This window comes from Sphingopyxis indica (assembly GCF_900188185.1).
Lineage (GTDB): Bacteria > Pseudomonadota > Alphaproteobacteria > Sphingomonadales > Sphingomonadaceae > Sphingopyxis > Sphingopyxis indica.
On the sequence record NZ_FZPA01000001.1, the window covers coordinates 54314 to 69448 of the forward strand.

Genomic DNA, 15135 nt, shown 5'->3' on the forward strand with positions numbered 1-15135 from the left:
GGGGGGTGGGGCCGGGGACCATGGTAAGCCCCTCCTCTTCAGAGGAGGGGTTTGGGGTGGTGCAGCGGCTTGGCGTTCGGCCGAGGCCACCACCCCGCTGCGACTAACGCGCAAAGCGCGTAAGTCTCGCTGCCCCTCCTCTGAAGAGGAGGGGTTCAGGCGGTCGTCTCCTATCCACCCTAAAGCCGCCCGCCCTCAGGCGCCCATCTTCTTTTCGAGATTCTCGACGATCGCCTCGAAAAAGCCTTCGGTGGTCAGCCAGTTCTGGTCGGGGCCGATCAGCAGCGCGAGATCCTTGGTCATCTTGCCGCTTTCGACGGTCTCGATGCAGACGCGCTCGAGGTCCTCGGCGAACTTCGTCACCTCGGGCGTGCCGTCGAGCTTGCCGCGATGCTTGAGGCCGCCGGTCCAGGCAAAGATCGACGCGATCGGATTGGTCGAGGTCGCCTTGCCCTGCTGGTGCATGCGATAGTGGCGCGTGACGGTGCCGTGCGCCGCCTCGGACTCGACGGTCTGGCCGTCGGGGGTCATCAGCACGCTCGTCATCAGGCCGAGCGAGCCGAAGCCCTGCGCGACGGTGTCCGACTGCACGTCGCCGTCGTAATTCTTGCAGGCCCAGACGAATTTGCCCGACCATTTGAGCGCCGAGGCGACCATGTCGTCGATCAGGCGGTGCTCATAGGTGATACCCGCTTCGTCGAACTTCGCCTTGAACTCGTCGAGATAGATTTCCTCGAACAGATCCTTGAAGCGGCCGTCATAGGCTTTCATGATCGTATTCTTGGTCGACAGGTAAACCGGCCAGCCGCGCGCGAGGCCATAGTTCATGCTGGCGCGCGCGAAGTCGCGGATCGAATCGTCGAGGTTGTACATCGCCATCGCGACGCCCGACGAGGGGAACTGGAAGACCTCCTCGTCGATGATCGTGCCGTCCTCGCCCTCGAACACCAGGCGCAGCTTGCCGGGGCCGGGAACGCGATAGTCGGTCGCGCGATACTGGTCGCCGAAGGCGTGGCGGCCGACGACGATCGGGTCGGTCCAGCCGGGGACGAGGCGCGGAACATTCTTGATCACGATCGGTTCGCGGAAGACGACGCCGCCCAGGATGTTGCGGATCGTGCCGTTCGGCGATTTCCACATCTTTTTCAGGCCGAATTCCTCGACGCGCGCTTCGTCGGGGGTGATCGTCGCGCACTTGACGCCGACGCCATATTTCTTGATCGCATTGGCGGCTTCGACGGTGATCTTGTCGTCGGTGCGGTCGCGTTCCTCGATGCCGAGGTCGTAATAATGCAGGTCGATATCGAGATAGGGGAGGATCAGGCGCTCGCGGATCCATTGCCAGATGATCCGGGTCATTTCGTCGCCGTCGAGTTCGACGACGGGGTTCGCTACCTTGATCTTGCCCATGTGCGTGCCTTTTCCTGCGGGGAGTTGAGTTGAGCGCGCCTTAGGCAATGCGGCCGAATTGATCAACTGCCCTGACGGAACCGCGACCGCGCTTATCCATTGTCAGTCTCGGAGGCGCACCGTAGAAGAACCGCATGTCGACAACCATCTCTTCGAACCGTCCGGGCGGCGGCATCAAGTGGCGCTGGCCCGCGGTCCATCCCGAAGGCCGGAAATTCCTGCTCATCGCCGCGGTGGTCACCTTGTGCTTCTGGCTGCTCGGATGGGAAATCGCCGGGTGGCTGATGCTCGGCCTGACGATCTGGGTCGGCGCCTTCTTTCGCGATCCGGTGCGGATCACGCCGGTCGGCGCCGACCTGATCGTCGCGCCCGCCGACGGGCTGGTGACGCAGATCGCCGAGGTCCCGCCGCCGCCCGAGATCGCCGGACCCGACGGGCTCGGCGATGCGCCGCTGCTGCGCGTGTCGATCTTCATGAGCGTGTTCGACGTTCACATCAACCGCACCCCGATGGCGGGGACGCTGCGCAAGCTCGCCTATATTCCGGGCAAATTCCTCAACGCCGATCTCGACAAGGCGAGCGAGGACAATGAGCGCCAGCATTTCGTCGTCGAGCGCGCCGACGGGCTGCGCATCGGCTTCACCCAGATCGCGGGGCTCGTCGCGCGACGCATCCTGCCTTTCGTCAGCATGGGCACCACGCTCGAGACCGGCCAGCGCGTCGGGCTGATCCGTTTCGGCAGCCGGGTCGACGTCTATCTGCCTGCGGGCACGACGCCGCAGGTGCTGCTCGGCCAGCGCACGCTCGCCGGCGAGACGATCGTCGCGCGCATCGGCGAGGGCGGCGCGCTCGACGGCGTCGGGCAATAGGGTGACGGAGCCGGCCCAGCCTTCGTCGCCCGAGTCCGGGCGCCGCCTCGGCAGCATCCCGCTGCGCGCCTTCGTTCCCAATGCGATCACCGCGCTCGCGCTGTGCTTCGGGCTGACCGGGGTGCGCTTCGCGATCGGGGCGGAGTGGGAAAAGGCGCTCGCGGCGATCATCTTCGCGGGCGTGCTCGACGGGATGGACGGGCGCATCGCGCGGCTGCTGCGCGCGCAGAGCAAGTTCGGCGCCGAGCTCGATTCGCTTTCCGACGTCATCGCCTTCGGCGTCGCGCCGGCGATGATCCTTTTCCTCTGGTCGCTCGCCGATGCGCCCAAATTCGGCTGGACCGCGGCGCTCGCGCTCGCCGTCTGCTGCGCGCTGCGCCTCGCGCGCTTCAATTCGCGCCTCGATGCCGATGTCCAGCCGCACAAGTCGGCGGGCTTCATGACGGGCATCCCCGCACCCGCCGGGGCGGGACTCGCTTTCGTTCCCGTCTATCTGTGGCTGACGACGGGCAATGCGCTGTTCCGCGAATGGTATGTCGTCATGCCATGGGCGCTGGCGATCGCCATGCTGATGATTTCGGCGATCCCGACCTACAGCTGGTCGTCGATCCGCTTGCGGCGTTCGTGGCGGCTGTTCGCGCTCGCCGGAGTGGGCCTGCTCGGCGCCGCGCTGGTGACCGCTCCGTGGCATAGCTTGCTCGCCGTTTGCGCCGTCTATGTCGCGCTCTTGCCCTTCGGCATCGCGAGCTATGCGAAGGTCAGGCGGCGCGGCTTAGCGGCGGGCGCGGAGCGCTGACGGCACGGGCCGGACGCGGTGCCAACCGCCGCACGCTGACGACGACTTGCGGCGCGGGCGAGGGGCTCGGCCCGGCCGCGACCGGGAAAGCGCCGTCGCCGGCGAGCGCCGACAGGATCGCATCGCCATTGCTGCGGACCATGGCGACAATCACCATCAGGCCAAGCCCGGCGGCGAGAGCGAAGAGGAGAGCGGCGGCGACCTGAACCATGATCTTGTCCTTTCGGCGGCTTTGTGCGAAACCGTCGCTCGAACGACGTTCTCGCTTCGTTCCATGTTCCCTTTTCGTTCTCAACCTGCCTGCGACGAAACGAGCGTTTTCGTCGGTAAGTTGAACTACGCCTGCGATGCGCCGCGCCGATCCGCCACCCGCCGGCCGCCATTCCCCCTTGCATTTGTGCGCCCCGGACGCTAACGGCCCGCCCATTCCACATGGAAGGCGCACATACCGGTGCCGGGATCGTCCTTTGAGGATAGCTCGGTTCTTGCCTTCCAGAGGACTAACCGGAAGGAGAAAGACTATGGCGGCTCCTGTCGTCACGATGCAGAATCTTATCGAGGCCGGCGCGCATTTCGGCCACCAGACCCACCGTTGGAACCCGCGCATGAAGCCGTATATCTTCGGCGCGCGCAACGGCATCCACATTCTCGACCTGTCGCAGACCGTGCCGCTCTTCGCGCGCGCACTCGACTTCATCGCGTCGACCTCGGCCGCCGGCGGCAAGGTGCTGTTCGTCGGCACCAAGCGCCAGGCGCAGGGCCCGATCGCCGATGCGGCGCGCGCGTCGGGCCAGCATTTCGTCAACCACCGCTGGCTGGGCGGCATGCTCACCAATTGGAAGACGATCTCGAACTCGATCAAGCGCCTGAAGGCGCTCGAAGAGCAACTCTCGGGCGACACCTCGGGCCTGACCAAGAAGGAAGTGCTCAACAAGACCCGCGAGCGCGACAAGTTGGAACTCAGCCTCGGCGGTATCCGCGACATGGGCGGCATTCCCGACGTGATGTTCGTGATCGACGCGAACAAGGAAGAGCTGGCGATCAAGGAAGCCAACGTCCTTGGCATCCCCGTCGTCGCGATCCTCGATTCGAACGTTTCGCCCGACGGCATCGCCTTCCCGGTCCCCGCGAATGACGACGCCGCGCGCGCGATCCGCCTCTATTGCGAAGCGGTTGCCCAGGCGGCGACCCGCGGCGGCCAGCAGGCGCGCGCCGACGCCGGCGAAGATCTGGGCGCAGCCGTCGAGCCGGCGGCCGAGCCCGCCGTCGTGACCGAAGACGAACAGGTTCCGGCCGCCGCCGCTGCCGAAACCGAAGTTCAGCGCGACGCCTGATCCGCGCCGGCTGCAATGACGGGACGGCGCCCTGCCTTGAACGGGGTGCCGTCCCGGTCATCGTTTTGACCTATCGCGCCGCCATGTGCGCGGCGCAGCAGCGGTTCGACATTGCGAACCGCCCCTATGGAAAGGAATGACCCATGGCTGAGATTACGGCCGCTCTCGTCAAGGAACTGCGCGAACGCACCGGCGCGGGCATGATGGACTGCAAGAAGGCGCTCGCCGAAACCGGCGGCGACATCGAAGCGTCGATCGACTGGCTGCGCACCAAGGGGCTGGCCGCCGCCGCGAAGAAGGCCGGCCGCGTCGCCGCCGAGGGCCTGGTCGGCGTGTCGACCGACGGCACCCGCGGCGCGGTCGTCGAGGTCAACAGCGAGACCGACTTCGTCGCCAAGAACGAACAGTTCCAGGACTTCGTCCGCGACGTGACCGAGGTTGCGCTCGCCGGTTCGCTGAACGACATCGAAGCGCTCGGCGCCGCGGCCTATCCGTCGGGCGGCACCGTCGCCGAAAAGCTGACGAACAATATCGCGACGATCGGCGAAAACCAGTCGCTGCGCCGTTCGGAAGTCGTCACCGTCGAATCGGGCGTCGTCACCGGCTATGTCCACAACGCCGTCGCGCCGGGTCTCGGCAAGATCGGCGTGCTCGTCGCGCTCGAATCGAGCGCCGGCGCCGACGTCCTCGAACCGCTCGGCAAGCAGCTTGCGATGCATGTCGCCGCCGCGAACCCGCTCGCGCTCAACGGCGACGATCTCGATGCCGACCTCGTCGCGCGCGAACGCGCGATCGCCGAGGAAAAGGCGGCGCAGTCGGGCAAGCCCGCCGACATCGTCTCGAAGATGGTCGATGGTGCGATCGCCAAGTTCCGCAAGGAAAATGCGCTGCTCTCGCAGCCCTTCGTGATCGACGGCAAGACCCCGGTCGCCGAAGTCGTCGCCGCCGCCGGCAAGGATGTCGGTGCGACGATCACGCTCAAGGGTTTCGTGCGCTTCCAGCTCGGCGAAGGCATCGAGAAGGAAGAAAGCGACTTCGCCGCCGAAGTCGCCGCTGCCGCCGGCCGCTAAACTGGATCGCGACTGCCGCGCCTCCGGTGCGGCAGTCCGCTTGGCAATGGCGCGCACTCTGACTAGGGTGCGCGCCATTCGCATATCGACCCATATAATAAGGTTCCCACAGACATGGCATTGCCCGGCCTGAAACGCATCTTGCTCAAATTGTCGGGCGAGGCGCTGATGGGCTCCAGCCCCTTCGGGATCGACCCCGAAACCGTCGCCAGCATGGCGGCCGAAGTGAAGGCGGCGAAGGATCGCGGCCTCGAACTCTGCCTCGTCATCGGCGGCGGCAATATCTTTCGCGGCATGGCGGGGGCGGCGAAGGGGATGGACCGCGCGCAGGCCGACTATATGGGAATGCTCGCGACGGTGATGAACGCGCTCGCGATGCAGAATGCTCTCGAGCAACTCGGCGTCGAGACGCGCGTCCAGTCGGCGATCGAGATGGACAAGGTGTGCGAGCCGGTGATCCGCCGCCGCGCCGAACGCCATATGGAAAAGGGCCGTGTGGTGATCTTTGCCGCGGGCGTCGGCGCGCCCTATTTCACGACCGACAGCGGCGCGGCGCTGCGCGCCGCCGAAATGAAGTGCGACGCGCTGCTGAAGGGCACGAGCGTCGACGGCGTTTACAACGCCGACCCGAAGCAGGATCCGGACGCGGTGCGCTACGACAGCCTCAGCTATGACCGCGTGCTCGCCGACAATCTGAAGGTGATGGACGCGAGCGCGGTGGCGCTGTGCCGCGACAATCATATCCCGATCGTCGTGTTCAACATCCGCGAACCCGGCAATCTGGCGCGCGTGCTGGCGGGCGAGGGCGTCGCCACCGTCGTCGGCGATGCCGCCTGATCGAACAGAGAGGAAAGACAATGGCGAAATATGACAAGGCCGATCTCGAGCGCCGGATGCACGGCGCACTCGAATCGCTGAAGCACGACCTCGCGGGCCTGCGCACCGGCCGCGCCAATTCGGCGCTGCTCGACCCGGTGACGGTCGAGGTTTACGGTGCGCATATGCCGCTCAACCAGGTCGCCTCGATCAGCGCGCCCGAGCCGCGGATGCTGTCGGTTCAGGTGTGGGACAAGGCGAACGTCGGCCCGGTCGACAAGGCGATCCGCTCGGCGGGGCTCGGGCTCAACCCGATCGTCGACGGCCAGATGCTGCGCCTGCCGATCCCCGACATGACGCAGGAACGCCGCAAGGAACTGTCCAAGCTCGCCGGCCAATATGCCGAAAAGGCGCGCGTCGCCGTCCGCAACGTCCGCCGCGACGGCATGGACGCGCTGAAGCAGGACGAGAACAAGAAGGAAATCAGCGAGGACGAGCGCAAGCGCGCCGAGACCGAAGTGCAGAAGCTGACCGATTCGGTGATCGCCGACATCGACGAAGCCGCGAGTGCAAAGGAAAAGGAAATCCTGGGCTAAGTCGATGGGCGTCGCAGAGGTCATTGCGATCCTCCCCGGCACGGGGAGGGGGACCATGCGAAGCATGGTGGAGGGGGGTCACAGCCTTGAGCTTCGCTTGATGCTGCCCCCCCCCTCCGTCAGCGCTTCGCGCTGCCACCTCCCCGCAAGCGGGGAGGATTGATGATCATCCACGACCACGGCGCGCGCCACGTCGCCATCATCATGGACGGCAATGGGCGCTGGGCAAAGAAGCGCCATCTGCCGCGCGTCGCCGGCCACCGCGCGGGAGTGGAGGCGGTGCGCACGATCGTCCGCGCAGCGGGGGACATGGGGCTGGAGGCGATGACGCTCTATGCCTTTTCGTCGGAGAACTGGAAACGTCCCGAAGAGGAGGTCAGCGACCTGATGGGGCTGATGAAGCGCTTCATCCTCTCCGACCTCGACGAGTTCGCCGCCAACGATGTGCGCTTGAAGGTGATCGGCAACTGGCGCGCGCTTGCGCCCGACGTCGTCGCGCTGATCGAAAATGCGCTCGACCGCACCGCGGGCAACAAGCGCACGACGCTCGCGGTGGCGCTCAACTATGGCGCGCAGGACGAGCTGGTGCGCGCCGCGCGCGCCGCTGCGGCGGAGGAGGGCGGGATCACCGCCGAGACGATCGAGGCGCATCTCGACACCACCGGCCTGCCGCCGCTCGACCTGCTCATCCGTACCTCGGGTGAAGTCCGGCTGTCGAACTTCCTGCTCTGGCAGGCGGCCTATGCCGAACTCTATTTCACCGACCGGCTGTGGCCCGATTTCACGCCCGCCGACCTGCAGGCGGCCCTCGATCATTTTGCGCGGCGCGAACGCGGTTTCGGAGGATTATAGGCCATGGCGACCGCGGCGAAGTCCGACCTCTGGGTGCGCATCCTTTCGGCGATCATATTGTTCGCGATCGCCGGGGTCGCGCTTTGGCTCGGCGGCATCGCCTATGGCCTGCTGCTGCTCGTCGGCGGGGCGCTCACGCTCGTCGAATGGACCGCACTCGTCCGCGCGATGCCGCTCGGGAGCGGGGGCCGGGCCGGCTTCATCGCCCTCGGCCTGATCCTCGTCGCCGGGGCGATCGGCGGACTCTGGTTCGTGCGCGATGCGCTGGGGGTGACCGCGGCGCTGTGGCTGTTCGGCATGGTGTGGGCGACCGACATCGGCGCCTATTTCGCCGGCCGCGCCTTTGGCGGCGCGCGGCTTGCGCCGGCGATCAGCCCGTCGAAAACCTGGTCGGGGCTGACCGGCGGGATGGTTGCGGCGCTGATCGCCAGCGCGACGATCGGCGACCGTGCCGGCATCATCGGCGTGCCGCTGTGGATCGGCCTGTTCATGGGGCTGCTCGCGCAGCTCGGCGACCTCGGCGAAAGCTGGATGAAGCGGCGCGCAGGCGTCAAGGATTCGGGCAGGCTGATCCCCGGGCATGGCGGGATTTTCGATCGCGTCGACGGGCTGCTCCCCGTCGCGCTCGTCATCGGTGCGCTCGCGGCCTTTGGGCCGCTGGCCGTGCGGGCGGGCGGCTGAGATGGTGCGGCGCCTGTCGCTGTTCGGCGCCACGGGCTCGGTCGGGCGCTCGACGCTCGATCTCGTCCGCTGCGACGGCGAGGCGTGGCGCGTCACCGTGCTCACCGCGAACAGCGACGTCGCCGAACTGGCGAAGCTCGCGCGCGAATTCCGCCCCGGCATCGCGGTGATCGCCGATCCCGCGCGCTATGGCGCGCTTCGCGACGCGCTCGCGGGAACGGGAATCGAAGCGGCGGCGGGCGCCGAAGCGCTCGTCGAGGCGGCGCAGCGCCCGACCGACCTCGTGATGGCGGCGATCGTCGGCACCGCGGGACTCGCGCCGACGATGGCGGCGCTGGCGGCCGGGCACGACGTCGCGCTCGCCAACAAGGAAGCGCTGGTGTCGGCGGGCGAGCTGATGACGGCCGCGGCGCGCGCATCGGGCGCGACGATCCTGCCCGTCGATTCCGAACATAATGCGATTTTCCAGTGCCTTGCCGGCGGTCGCATCGACGAGGTGCGGCGCATTGTGCTGACCGCGAGCGGCGGCCCGTTCCGCACCATGGCGGCCGAAGCGATGGCGGCGGTCACCCCTGCACAGGCGGTCGCGCACCCGAACTGGTCGATGGGCGCGAAGATCAGCGTCGATTCGGCGACGATGATGAACAAGGGGCTCGAGCTGATCGAGGCGCATCATCTGTTCCCCGTCGGGCTCGACCGCATCGAAATCCTCGTCCATCCGCAGTCGGTGATCCACTCGATGGTCGAATTCGTCGATTGCTCGACCCTCGCGCAGCTCGGCTCGCCCGACATGCGCATCCCGATCGCGAGCGCGCTCGCCTGGCCGCAACGGATGGCGACGCCATGCGCCCCGCTCGATCTGGCGAGCATCGGCCGCCTCGATTTCGAAGCGCCCGACGAAGCGCGCTTTCCCGCGACCGCGCTCTGCCGCGCCGCGATCGCCGAGGGCGGCGCCCGCCCGGCGCAACTCAACGCCGCGAACGAGGTGGCGGTCGCCGCCTTTCTGTCGGGACGCATTGCCTTTCCCGCGATCGTCGATACGGTGCGGCGCGTGATCGACGCCGAGGCGCCGGCGGTGCCGGCTTCGCTTCAGGACATATTCAGCGTCGATGCCGCATCGCGCGCGGCCGCGCAGATATTTGTGGACCAACTCGTACATGCTTGAGACGCCCGGTATCCCTTTCACCATCCTCGCCTTCATCCTCGTGCTGGGACCGCTCGTCTTCGTCCACGAATATGGCCATTATATCGTCGGGCGCTGGTGCGGGGTGAAAGCCGACGCCTTCTCGATCGGTTTCGGGCGCAAGCTCGTCGGCTGGACCGACAAGCGCGGCACCGAATGGAAGATCGGCTGGCTGCCGCTCGGCGGCTATGTCCAGTTCGCGGGCGACCGCGATGCGGTGAGCCAGCCCGACGCCGATTGGCAGTCGCTTCCCGACGCCGAACGGTCGCACAGCTTTCCGGCGCAACCGGTGTGGAAACGCGCCCTGATCGTCGCCGCCGGGCCGTTCACCAATTTCCTGTTCGCGATTCTGATCTTCGCCGCCTTCAACCTCGCTTACGGCGTGCCGACCACCCCGCCGGTGATCGCCGGCGTGCAACCGCAAAGCGCCGCGGCCGAGGCGGGGCTGCGCGAGGGCGACCGCATCGCGGCGATCGACGGCCGGGCGATGGAGACCTTCGACGACATCCGCATCGCGGTCGCCTTCGACCTCGGCAGGCCGATCGACCTTTCGGTCGAGCGCGGCGGCGAGCAGCGGACGATTTCGCTGCGGCCGCGGATCGTGTCCGAAACCGATCGGTTCGGCAACACGTCCGAGCGGGCGATCATCGGCATCATGCCCGGCGCCCCGACGCTCACCCCGGCGGGACCGATCGCGTCGGTCGAGGCCGGGGCCAGGCAGACGTGGGACATGGTGCGGCTCACGGGCGAAGTGCTCGGCCAGTTCGTTACCGGCCAGCGTTCGGTCAAGGATATGGGCGGCCCGCTTCGGATCGCGAAGCAATCGGGTGAAGTGGCGACGCTCGGCCCCGTGGCGCTGATCTCCTTTATCGCCTTCGTCTCCATCAATCTGGGGTTCATCAACCTGTTGCCATTGCCGATGCTCGATGGCGGTCATTTGCTTTTTTACGCCTATGAGGCGATCAGGCGGCGCCCGGCCCCGCCGCAGGCACAGGAATGGGCGTTCCGATTCGGTTTTGCCGCGATCGTGACGCTCATGCTGGTCGTGACTTTCAACGATTTGGGCTCATTCGGTTTGTGGGACGGGATCGCCCGCTTGATTGGATAGCCGGAGTCGGGCAGGGAGAGCGCGCTCGGACTTTACGGGGGTCCGGGCGCTGGGACGATATTATTGGCGGGATGAACAGCGTGGTTTCACACAAATTTACGGCGCGGATGCAGCTGTCGGCGCTCCTGTTGGCGGGAACGATGCTGACCGGGCCGGTTTTTGCGCAGGAGGCCGCGCCGCCGCAGACGGTGCCGACCGTGCCGGTGCCGACGCCCGAGGCCGTGCCGACCGCATCGACGATCAAGTCGATCGCCGTGACCGGCAACCAGCGCCTCGAAACCCAGACGATCCTCTCTTATCTGCGCCTGCGCGTCGGTCAGGAATATGATCGCGCGACGCTCGACCAGGCGCTCAAGGATCTCGCTTCGACCGAGCTTTTCAAGGATTACCAGATCACCGACGATGCCGGGGCGCTGACGATCCAGGTCGTCGAGAATCCGGTCATCAACCGCGTGATCCTGGAGGGCAACAAGCGGCTCAAGGAAGACAAGATCCGGCCCGAGATCAAGCTCGCACCGCGCCAGATCTTCACCCGGTCGAAGGTGCGCGCAGACGTCGCGCGCATCATCGAGCTTTACAAGCGGCAGGGCCGTTTCGCCGCGACCGTCGATCCGAAAATGGTCCAGCTCGACCAGAACCGCGTCGATGTGGTGTTCGAGATCACCGAAGGGCCGAAGTCGAAGGTCCGCCAGATCAACATCATCGGCAACGAGAAATTCAGCGACGGCGATCTGAAGGACGAGATGGCGACGCGCACGACCGGCGGCCTGCTCTCTTTCCTGTCGTCGAACACGACCTACGACCCCGACCGCCTCGCCTATGACCAGCAGAAGCTGCGCCTCTTTTACCTGCAGAACGGTTATGCCGATTTCCGCGTCATTTCGGCGGTCGCCGAGCTGACGAGCAACAAGCAGGATTTCATCATCACCTATGTCGTCGAAGAGGGCGAGCGCTACAAATTCGGCGATGTGAAGATCGAGAGCAGCCTGCGCGACTTCAAGCCCGAGCAGATGCAGAAGCTGCTGCCGATGAAGACCGGCGACTGGTACGACGCCAAGCAGGTCGAGGATACGGTCGAAAGCCTCAGCGAAACCGCAGGCCTCTTCGGCTATGCCTTTGCCGACATCAACCCCGAATTCCGTCGCAATCCCGAAGACCGGACGATGGACATCACCTTCAATGTCGGCGAAAGCCCGCGCACCTATGTCGAGCGGATCGACGTCAACGGCAACACGCTGACGCAAGACAAGGTCATCCGCCGCGAATTCCGCCTGAACGAAGGCGACGCGTTCAACAGCTTCGCCTTGAAGCGCACCGAAAACCGCATCAACAGCCTCGGCTATTTCCAGGAGAATCTGGAAATCGAGCGCAAGGAAGGCAGCACCCCCGACCGCATCATCCTCGACACCAATGTCGAGGAGAAACCGACCGGCGAACTGTCGCTGTCGGCGGGCTTCTCGTCGATCGAAAGCTTCCTCGTCCAGGCGTCGGTGCGTCAGCGCAACTTCCGCGGCATGGGCCAGCAGCTGCAGGCGTCGGTCAACTATTCGAGCTATTCGAAGTCGATCGAACTGGGCTTCACCGAACCCTATCTGTTCGATCGCAACATTTCGATCGGCGGCAGCGTCTATCGCCGCGATCTCAATTCGTTCAACTTCATCAACAACGACCGCCAGACGACGTTCGAGCAGACGACGACCGGCTTCCAGATGAACGTCGGCGTTCCGCTGACCGAGTTCATGTCGGCGTTCGGGCGCTACAGTCTCAACTTCGACGATGTGACGCTCGACAAGAGCGTCTATTATTTCGGCGACGAGTGCGATCCCCTGATCGCCGGGCGCTATCTGTGCGATGCAATCGGCAAGCGGACGACCTCGCTGATCGGCTTCACCCTCGCCTATGACGATCGCGACAACCGCATCCGGCCGACGCGCGGCCAGTCCTTCACCCTCAGTCAGGATTTCGCGGGCCTCGGCGGCGACGTCAAATATCTCCGCACGCGCGCCACGGCCAGCAAGCATCGCAGCCTCGGCGGCCGCTTCATTCTCAACGCCTATCTCGAGGGCGGCTACATCTATCCGCTCGAAGATCAGCCCGATCCCTTCACCGACGCGGTGCGGCTGACCGACCGCTTCCAGCTCGGCGAACCCGACCTGCGCGGCTTCGACATTCGCGGCGTCGGCCCGCGCGTCATCCGCTACACCGGCGTCGACCTCACCGATCCGGCCAATCCGGTGCTCGATCTGACCACCGACCGCGGACAGCTGATCGACGACGCGCTCGGCGGCAAGGCTTATTACAAGGGGCGCCTCGAACTCGACATCCCGCTCGGCGCCGGTGCCAAGGAAATGGGCCTGCGTCCGTCGATCTTCGTCGACGTCGGCTCGGTGTTCAGCGTGGTCAAGCCAGAGCTGACGACCCTGGCCAATTTCACGGACCCGTCGGATGGCCTGACCAAATATCTCTGCCGCAACTCGGCGGAAGAAACGAGCCAGTTCGCGACGCAGGGAACCGATTCGAACGGCAACCCCACCGGCCTCTACAACCAGTGTCCCACCGGTTATTCGGCGCTCGCTCCGTTCGAGGAACGCTTTTACGGCGACAGCTGGAAGCCGCGTGTTTCGATCGGCGCCGGCGTCAACTGGAACTCCCCCTTCGGTCCCTTCCGGATCGACTTCGCTTACGCCCTTCGCAAAGAAGAGGGCGATGATACCAAACGCTTCTCATTCAACGTAGGAACCCAATTCTGATGAAGAAAATTTTCACTGCCTCGGCGCTGGCGATCGCCAGCCTGTCGATTTCGCCGATGCTCGCCGCCCCGGCCGCCGCGCAGGCGCGCTCGGTCGCCGTCGCCGATGTGCGTGCCGCCGCCGCCCAGTCGAACGCGTTCAAGACCGCGTCGCAGCAGATCCAGACGACATACAAGGCGCAGATCGACCAACAGGAATCGCGCGGCCAGACGCTGCAGGCGGAACTGAACGTGCTCGTCGCCAAATATAATGAAGAGGCGAAAAAGACGCCGCAGAATCAGGCCGCCCTCCAGGCCGCTGCCAAGGCGGTGCAGGACAAGCGCCAGTCGGCTTCGGAAGAACTGAACCGCATCGGCGCGCCCGTCGAACTCGCGCTCTCTTATGTCGAGGACCAGATCAGCGTGCGCATGAACGAGGCGATCAAGGCCGCGATGACGGCCAAGAAGGTCGATCTGCTGCTTCAGCCCGACGCCGTCCTCGCGCGGGAAAACAACGCCGACATCACCGATGCGGTCGTCACCGAACTCAACCGCATCCTGCCGTCGGTCTCGACCGCGGTGCCGGCGGGCTACAAGCCCGGCCAGCTCGTTCAGCAGCGCAACCAGCAGCTGATCGACGCGGCGCGCTCGCAGCAGGGCGCGGCGGCGACCCCGGCCCCGGCCGCCGGCAACCAGCCGACGACGCGCTGAGCCGATGACCGCTGGGGAAGGGCAGGGCGAAACGCTTGGGCCGGCGGACATCCGCCGGATTCTCAGCCTGTTGCCGCATCGTTATCCGATGCTGCTCGTCGACCGGGTGGTCTCGATGGTCAAGGACCAGTCGATCCACGCGGTCAAGGCGGTGACGATGAACGAGCCCTTCTTCCAGGGGCATTTTCCCGGCCGGCCGATCATGCCCGGCGTCCTAATCGTCGAGGCGCTGGCGCAGGCCGGCGGCGTGCTGGCGATCGAATCGCTCGGCCTCGCCGGTACTGGCAAGCTCGTCTATTTCATGGGCATCGACGGCGTGAAGTTCCGAAAGCCCGTCGAACCCGGCCATCTGCTCGACCTCCACGTCACCATCCTTCAGGCGAAGCGGAACATCTGCAAGTTCGAAGGACGCGCGCTGCTGGACGGCCAGCTTGCGACCGAGTGCCAGTTCACCGCGATGATCGCCGACCCGCCGAGCGATTGATTCCATTCCGTCTCCCCGAGCGAAGACGAGGGGCCCGTTCGAGCGGAGCGAGAACCAGCAACGGTGCGGCCTCGTCTTCGCTCGGGGAAACGGGATGGTGTTGCATTTTCCTCCGTTCCTGCCTAAAGGCCGCCACTTCGCGTCCCCGGATGCAGACTCACGCTGCTGGTCGGAAACCAGCGGCACAGGAGCTTATGAGATGAAAAAAGACATTCACCCCGACTATCACATGATCACGGTCAAGATGACCGATGGCACCGAATATCAGACGCGCTCGACCTGGGGCAGCGAGGGCGACACGATGACCCTCGAAATCGACCCGACCGCGCACCCGGCCTGGACCGGCGGCCAGGGCCGTATGCTCGACCAGGGCGGCCAGGTTGCGAAGTTCAACAAGCGCTTCGGCGGCCTCACCCTCAAGCGCTGATCTATTTAGCCCCTCCTCTTCAGAGGAGGGGCAGCGAGACTTGCGAACTTGTTCGCTAGTCGCAGCGGGG

At 65.8% G+C, this 15135-nt stretch carries 16 protein-coding genes; 14 read left to right on the forward strand and 2 right to left on the reverse strand.

Features of this window, described 5'->3' with window-relative positions:
* Positions 1–195: 195 nt before the first annotated feature.
* Positions 196–1410, reverse strand: a complete 1215-nt coding sequence (locus CHB69_RS00205; protein WP_089213986.1) for an NADP-dependent isocitrate dehydrogenase — start codon at positions 1408–1410, stop codon at positions 196–198.
* 134 nt (positions 1411–1544) lie between these two features.
* On the opposite strand from CHB69_RS00205, the gene CHB69_RS00210 reads away from it, so the two are divergent.
* Both CHB69_RS00210 and CHB69_RS00215 read left to right on the forward strand, forming a co-directional pair.
* Positions 1545–2279: a phosphatidylserine decarboxylase gene (locus CHB69_RS00210; protein WP_089213987.1), complete on the forward strand. Its 735-nt coding sequence runs from the start codon at positions 1545–1547 to the stop codon at positions 2277–2279.
* A 1-nt stretch (position 2280) separates the two neighbouring features.
* On the forward strand, positions 2281–3075 hold the full coding sequence (locus CHB69_RS00215) for a CDP-alcohol phosphatidyltransferase family protein (protein ID WP_425442376.1): 795 nt from the start codon (positions 2281–2283) through the stop codon (positions 3073–3075).
* Here CHB69_RS00215 and CHB69_RS00220 read toward each other — a convergent pair.
* Positions 3038–3286, reverse strand: coding sequence for a hypothetical protein (locus tag CHB69_RS00220; RefSeq protein ID WP_089213988.1), 249 nt, complete (start codon positions 3284–3286; stop codon positions 3038–3040). The two genes, CHB69_RS00215 and CHB69_RS00220, sit on opposite strands and share 38 nt — an antisense overlap.
* A 310-nt stretch (positions 3287–3596) precedes the next feature.
* Here CHB69_RS00220 and rpsB point away from each other — a divergent pair, with 310 nt between their 5' ends.
* The 12 genes from rpsB (at position 3597) to rpmE (ending at position 15065) form a co-directional block, all read left to right on the forward strand.
* On the forward strand, positions 3597–4409 hold the full coding sequence (rpsB, locus tag CHB69_RS00225) for a 30S ribosomal protein S2 (RefSeq protein WP_089213989.1): 813 nt from the start codon (positions 3597–3599) through the stop codon (positions 4407–4409).
* A 143-nt stretch (positions 4410–4552) separates the two neighbouring features.
* Positions 4553–5479, forward strand: coding sequence for a translation elongation factor Ts (gene tsf, locus CHB69_RS00230; protein ID WP_089213990.1), 927 nt, complete (start codon positions 4553–4555; stop codon positions 5477–5479).
* 114 nt (positions 5480–5593) lie between these two features.
* On the forward strand, positions 5594–6316 hold the full coding sequence (pyrH, locus tag CHB69_RS00235; protein ID WP_089213991.1) for a UMP kinase: 723 nt from the start codon (positions 5594–5596) through the stop codon (positions 6314–6316).
* Between the two features lie 20 nt (positions 6317–6336).
* Entirely contained in the window at positions 6337–6891 is a 555-nt protein-coding gene (frr, locus tag CHB69_RS00240; RefSeq protein WP_089213992.1) for a ribosome recycling factor, read from the forward strand.
* Between the two features lie 162 nt (positions 6892–7053).
* Positions 7054–7743 (forward strand): polyprenyl diphosphate synthase, encoded by a 690-nt coding sequence (uppS, locus tag CHB69_RS00245; RefSeq protein WP_089213993.1) that lies wholly within the window; start codon positions 7054–7056, stop codon positions 7741–7743.
* A gap of 3 nt (positions 7744–7746) precedes the next feature.
* Complete coding sequence (locus CHB69_RS00250) at positions 7747–8424, forward strand: phosphatidate cytidylyltransferase (RefSeq protein WP_089213994.1); 678 nt, start codon at positions 7747–7749, stop codon at positions 8422–8424.
* Position 8425: 1 nt separating this feature from the next.
* Positions 8426–9589: a 1-deoxy-D-xylulose-5-phosphate reductoisomerase gene (locus CHB69_RS00255; RefSeq protein WP_425442377.1), complete on the forward strand. Its 1164-nt coding sequence runs from the start codon at positions 8426–8428 to the stop codon at positions 9587–9589.
* Positions 9582–10715: an RIP metalloprotease RseP gene (rseP, locus tag CHB69_RS00260; protein ID WP_089213995.1), complete on the forward strand. Its 1134-nt coding sequence runs from the start codon at positions 9582–9584 to the stop codon at positions 10713–10715. Before CHB69_RS00255 ends, rseP begins: the two co-directional genes overlap by 8 nt.
* 71 nt (positions 10716–10786) lie before the next feature.
* Positions 10787–13465, forward strand: a complete 2679-nt coding sequence (bamA, locus tag CHB69_RS00265) for an outer membrane protein assembly factor BamA (protein WP_089213996.1) — start codon at positions 10787–10789, stop codon at positions 13463–13465.
* Positions 13465–14154, forward strand: a complete 690-nt coding sequence (locus CHB69_RS00270; protein WP_089213997.1) for an OmpH family outer membrane protein — start codon at positions 13465–13467, stop codon at positions 14152–14154. The genes bamA and CHB69_RS00270 overlap by 1 nt, the downstream gene beginning before the upstream one ends.
* A gap of 4 nt (positions 14155–14158) precedes the next feature.
* Positions 14159–14638: a 3-hydroxyacyl-ACP dehydratase FabZ gene (gene fabZ / locus CHB69_RS00275; protein ID WP_089213998.1), complete on the forward strand. Its 480-nt coding sequence runs from the start codon at positions 14159–14161 to the stop codon at positions 14636–14638.
* A 199-nt stretch (positions 14639–14837) separates the two neighbouring features.
* Positions 14838–15065, forward strand: coding sequence for a 50S ribosomal protein L31 (rpmE, locus tag CHB69_RS00280; protein WP_089213999.1), 228 nt, complete (start codon positions 14838–14840; stop codon positions 15063–15065).
* The last annotated feature ends 70 nt before the right edge of the window (positions 15066–15135 follow it).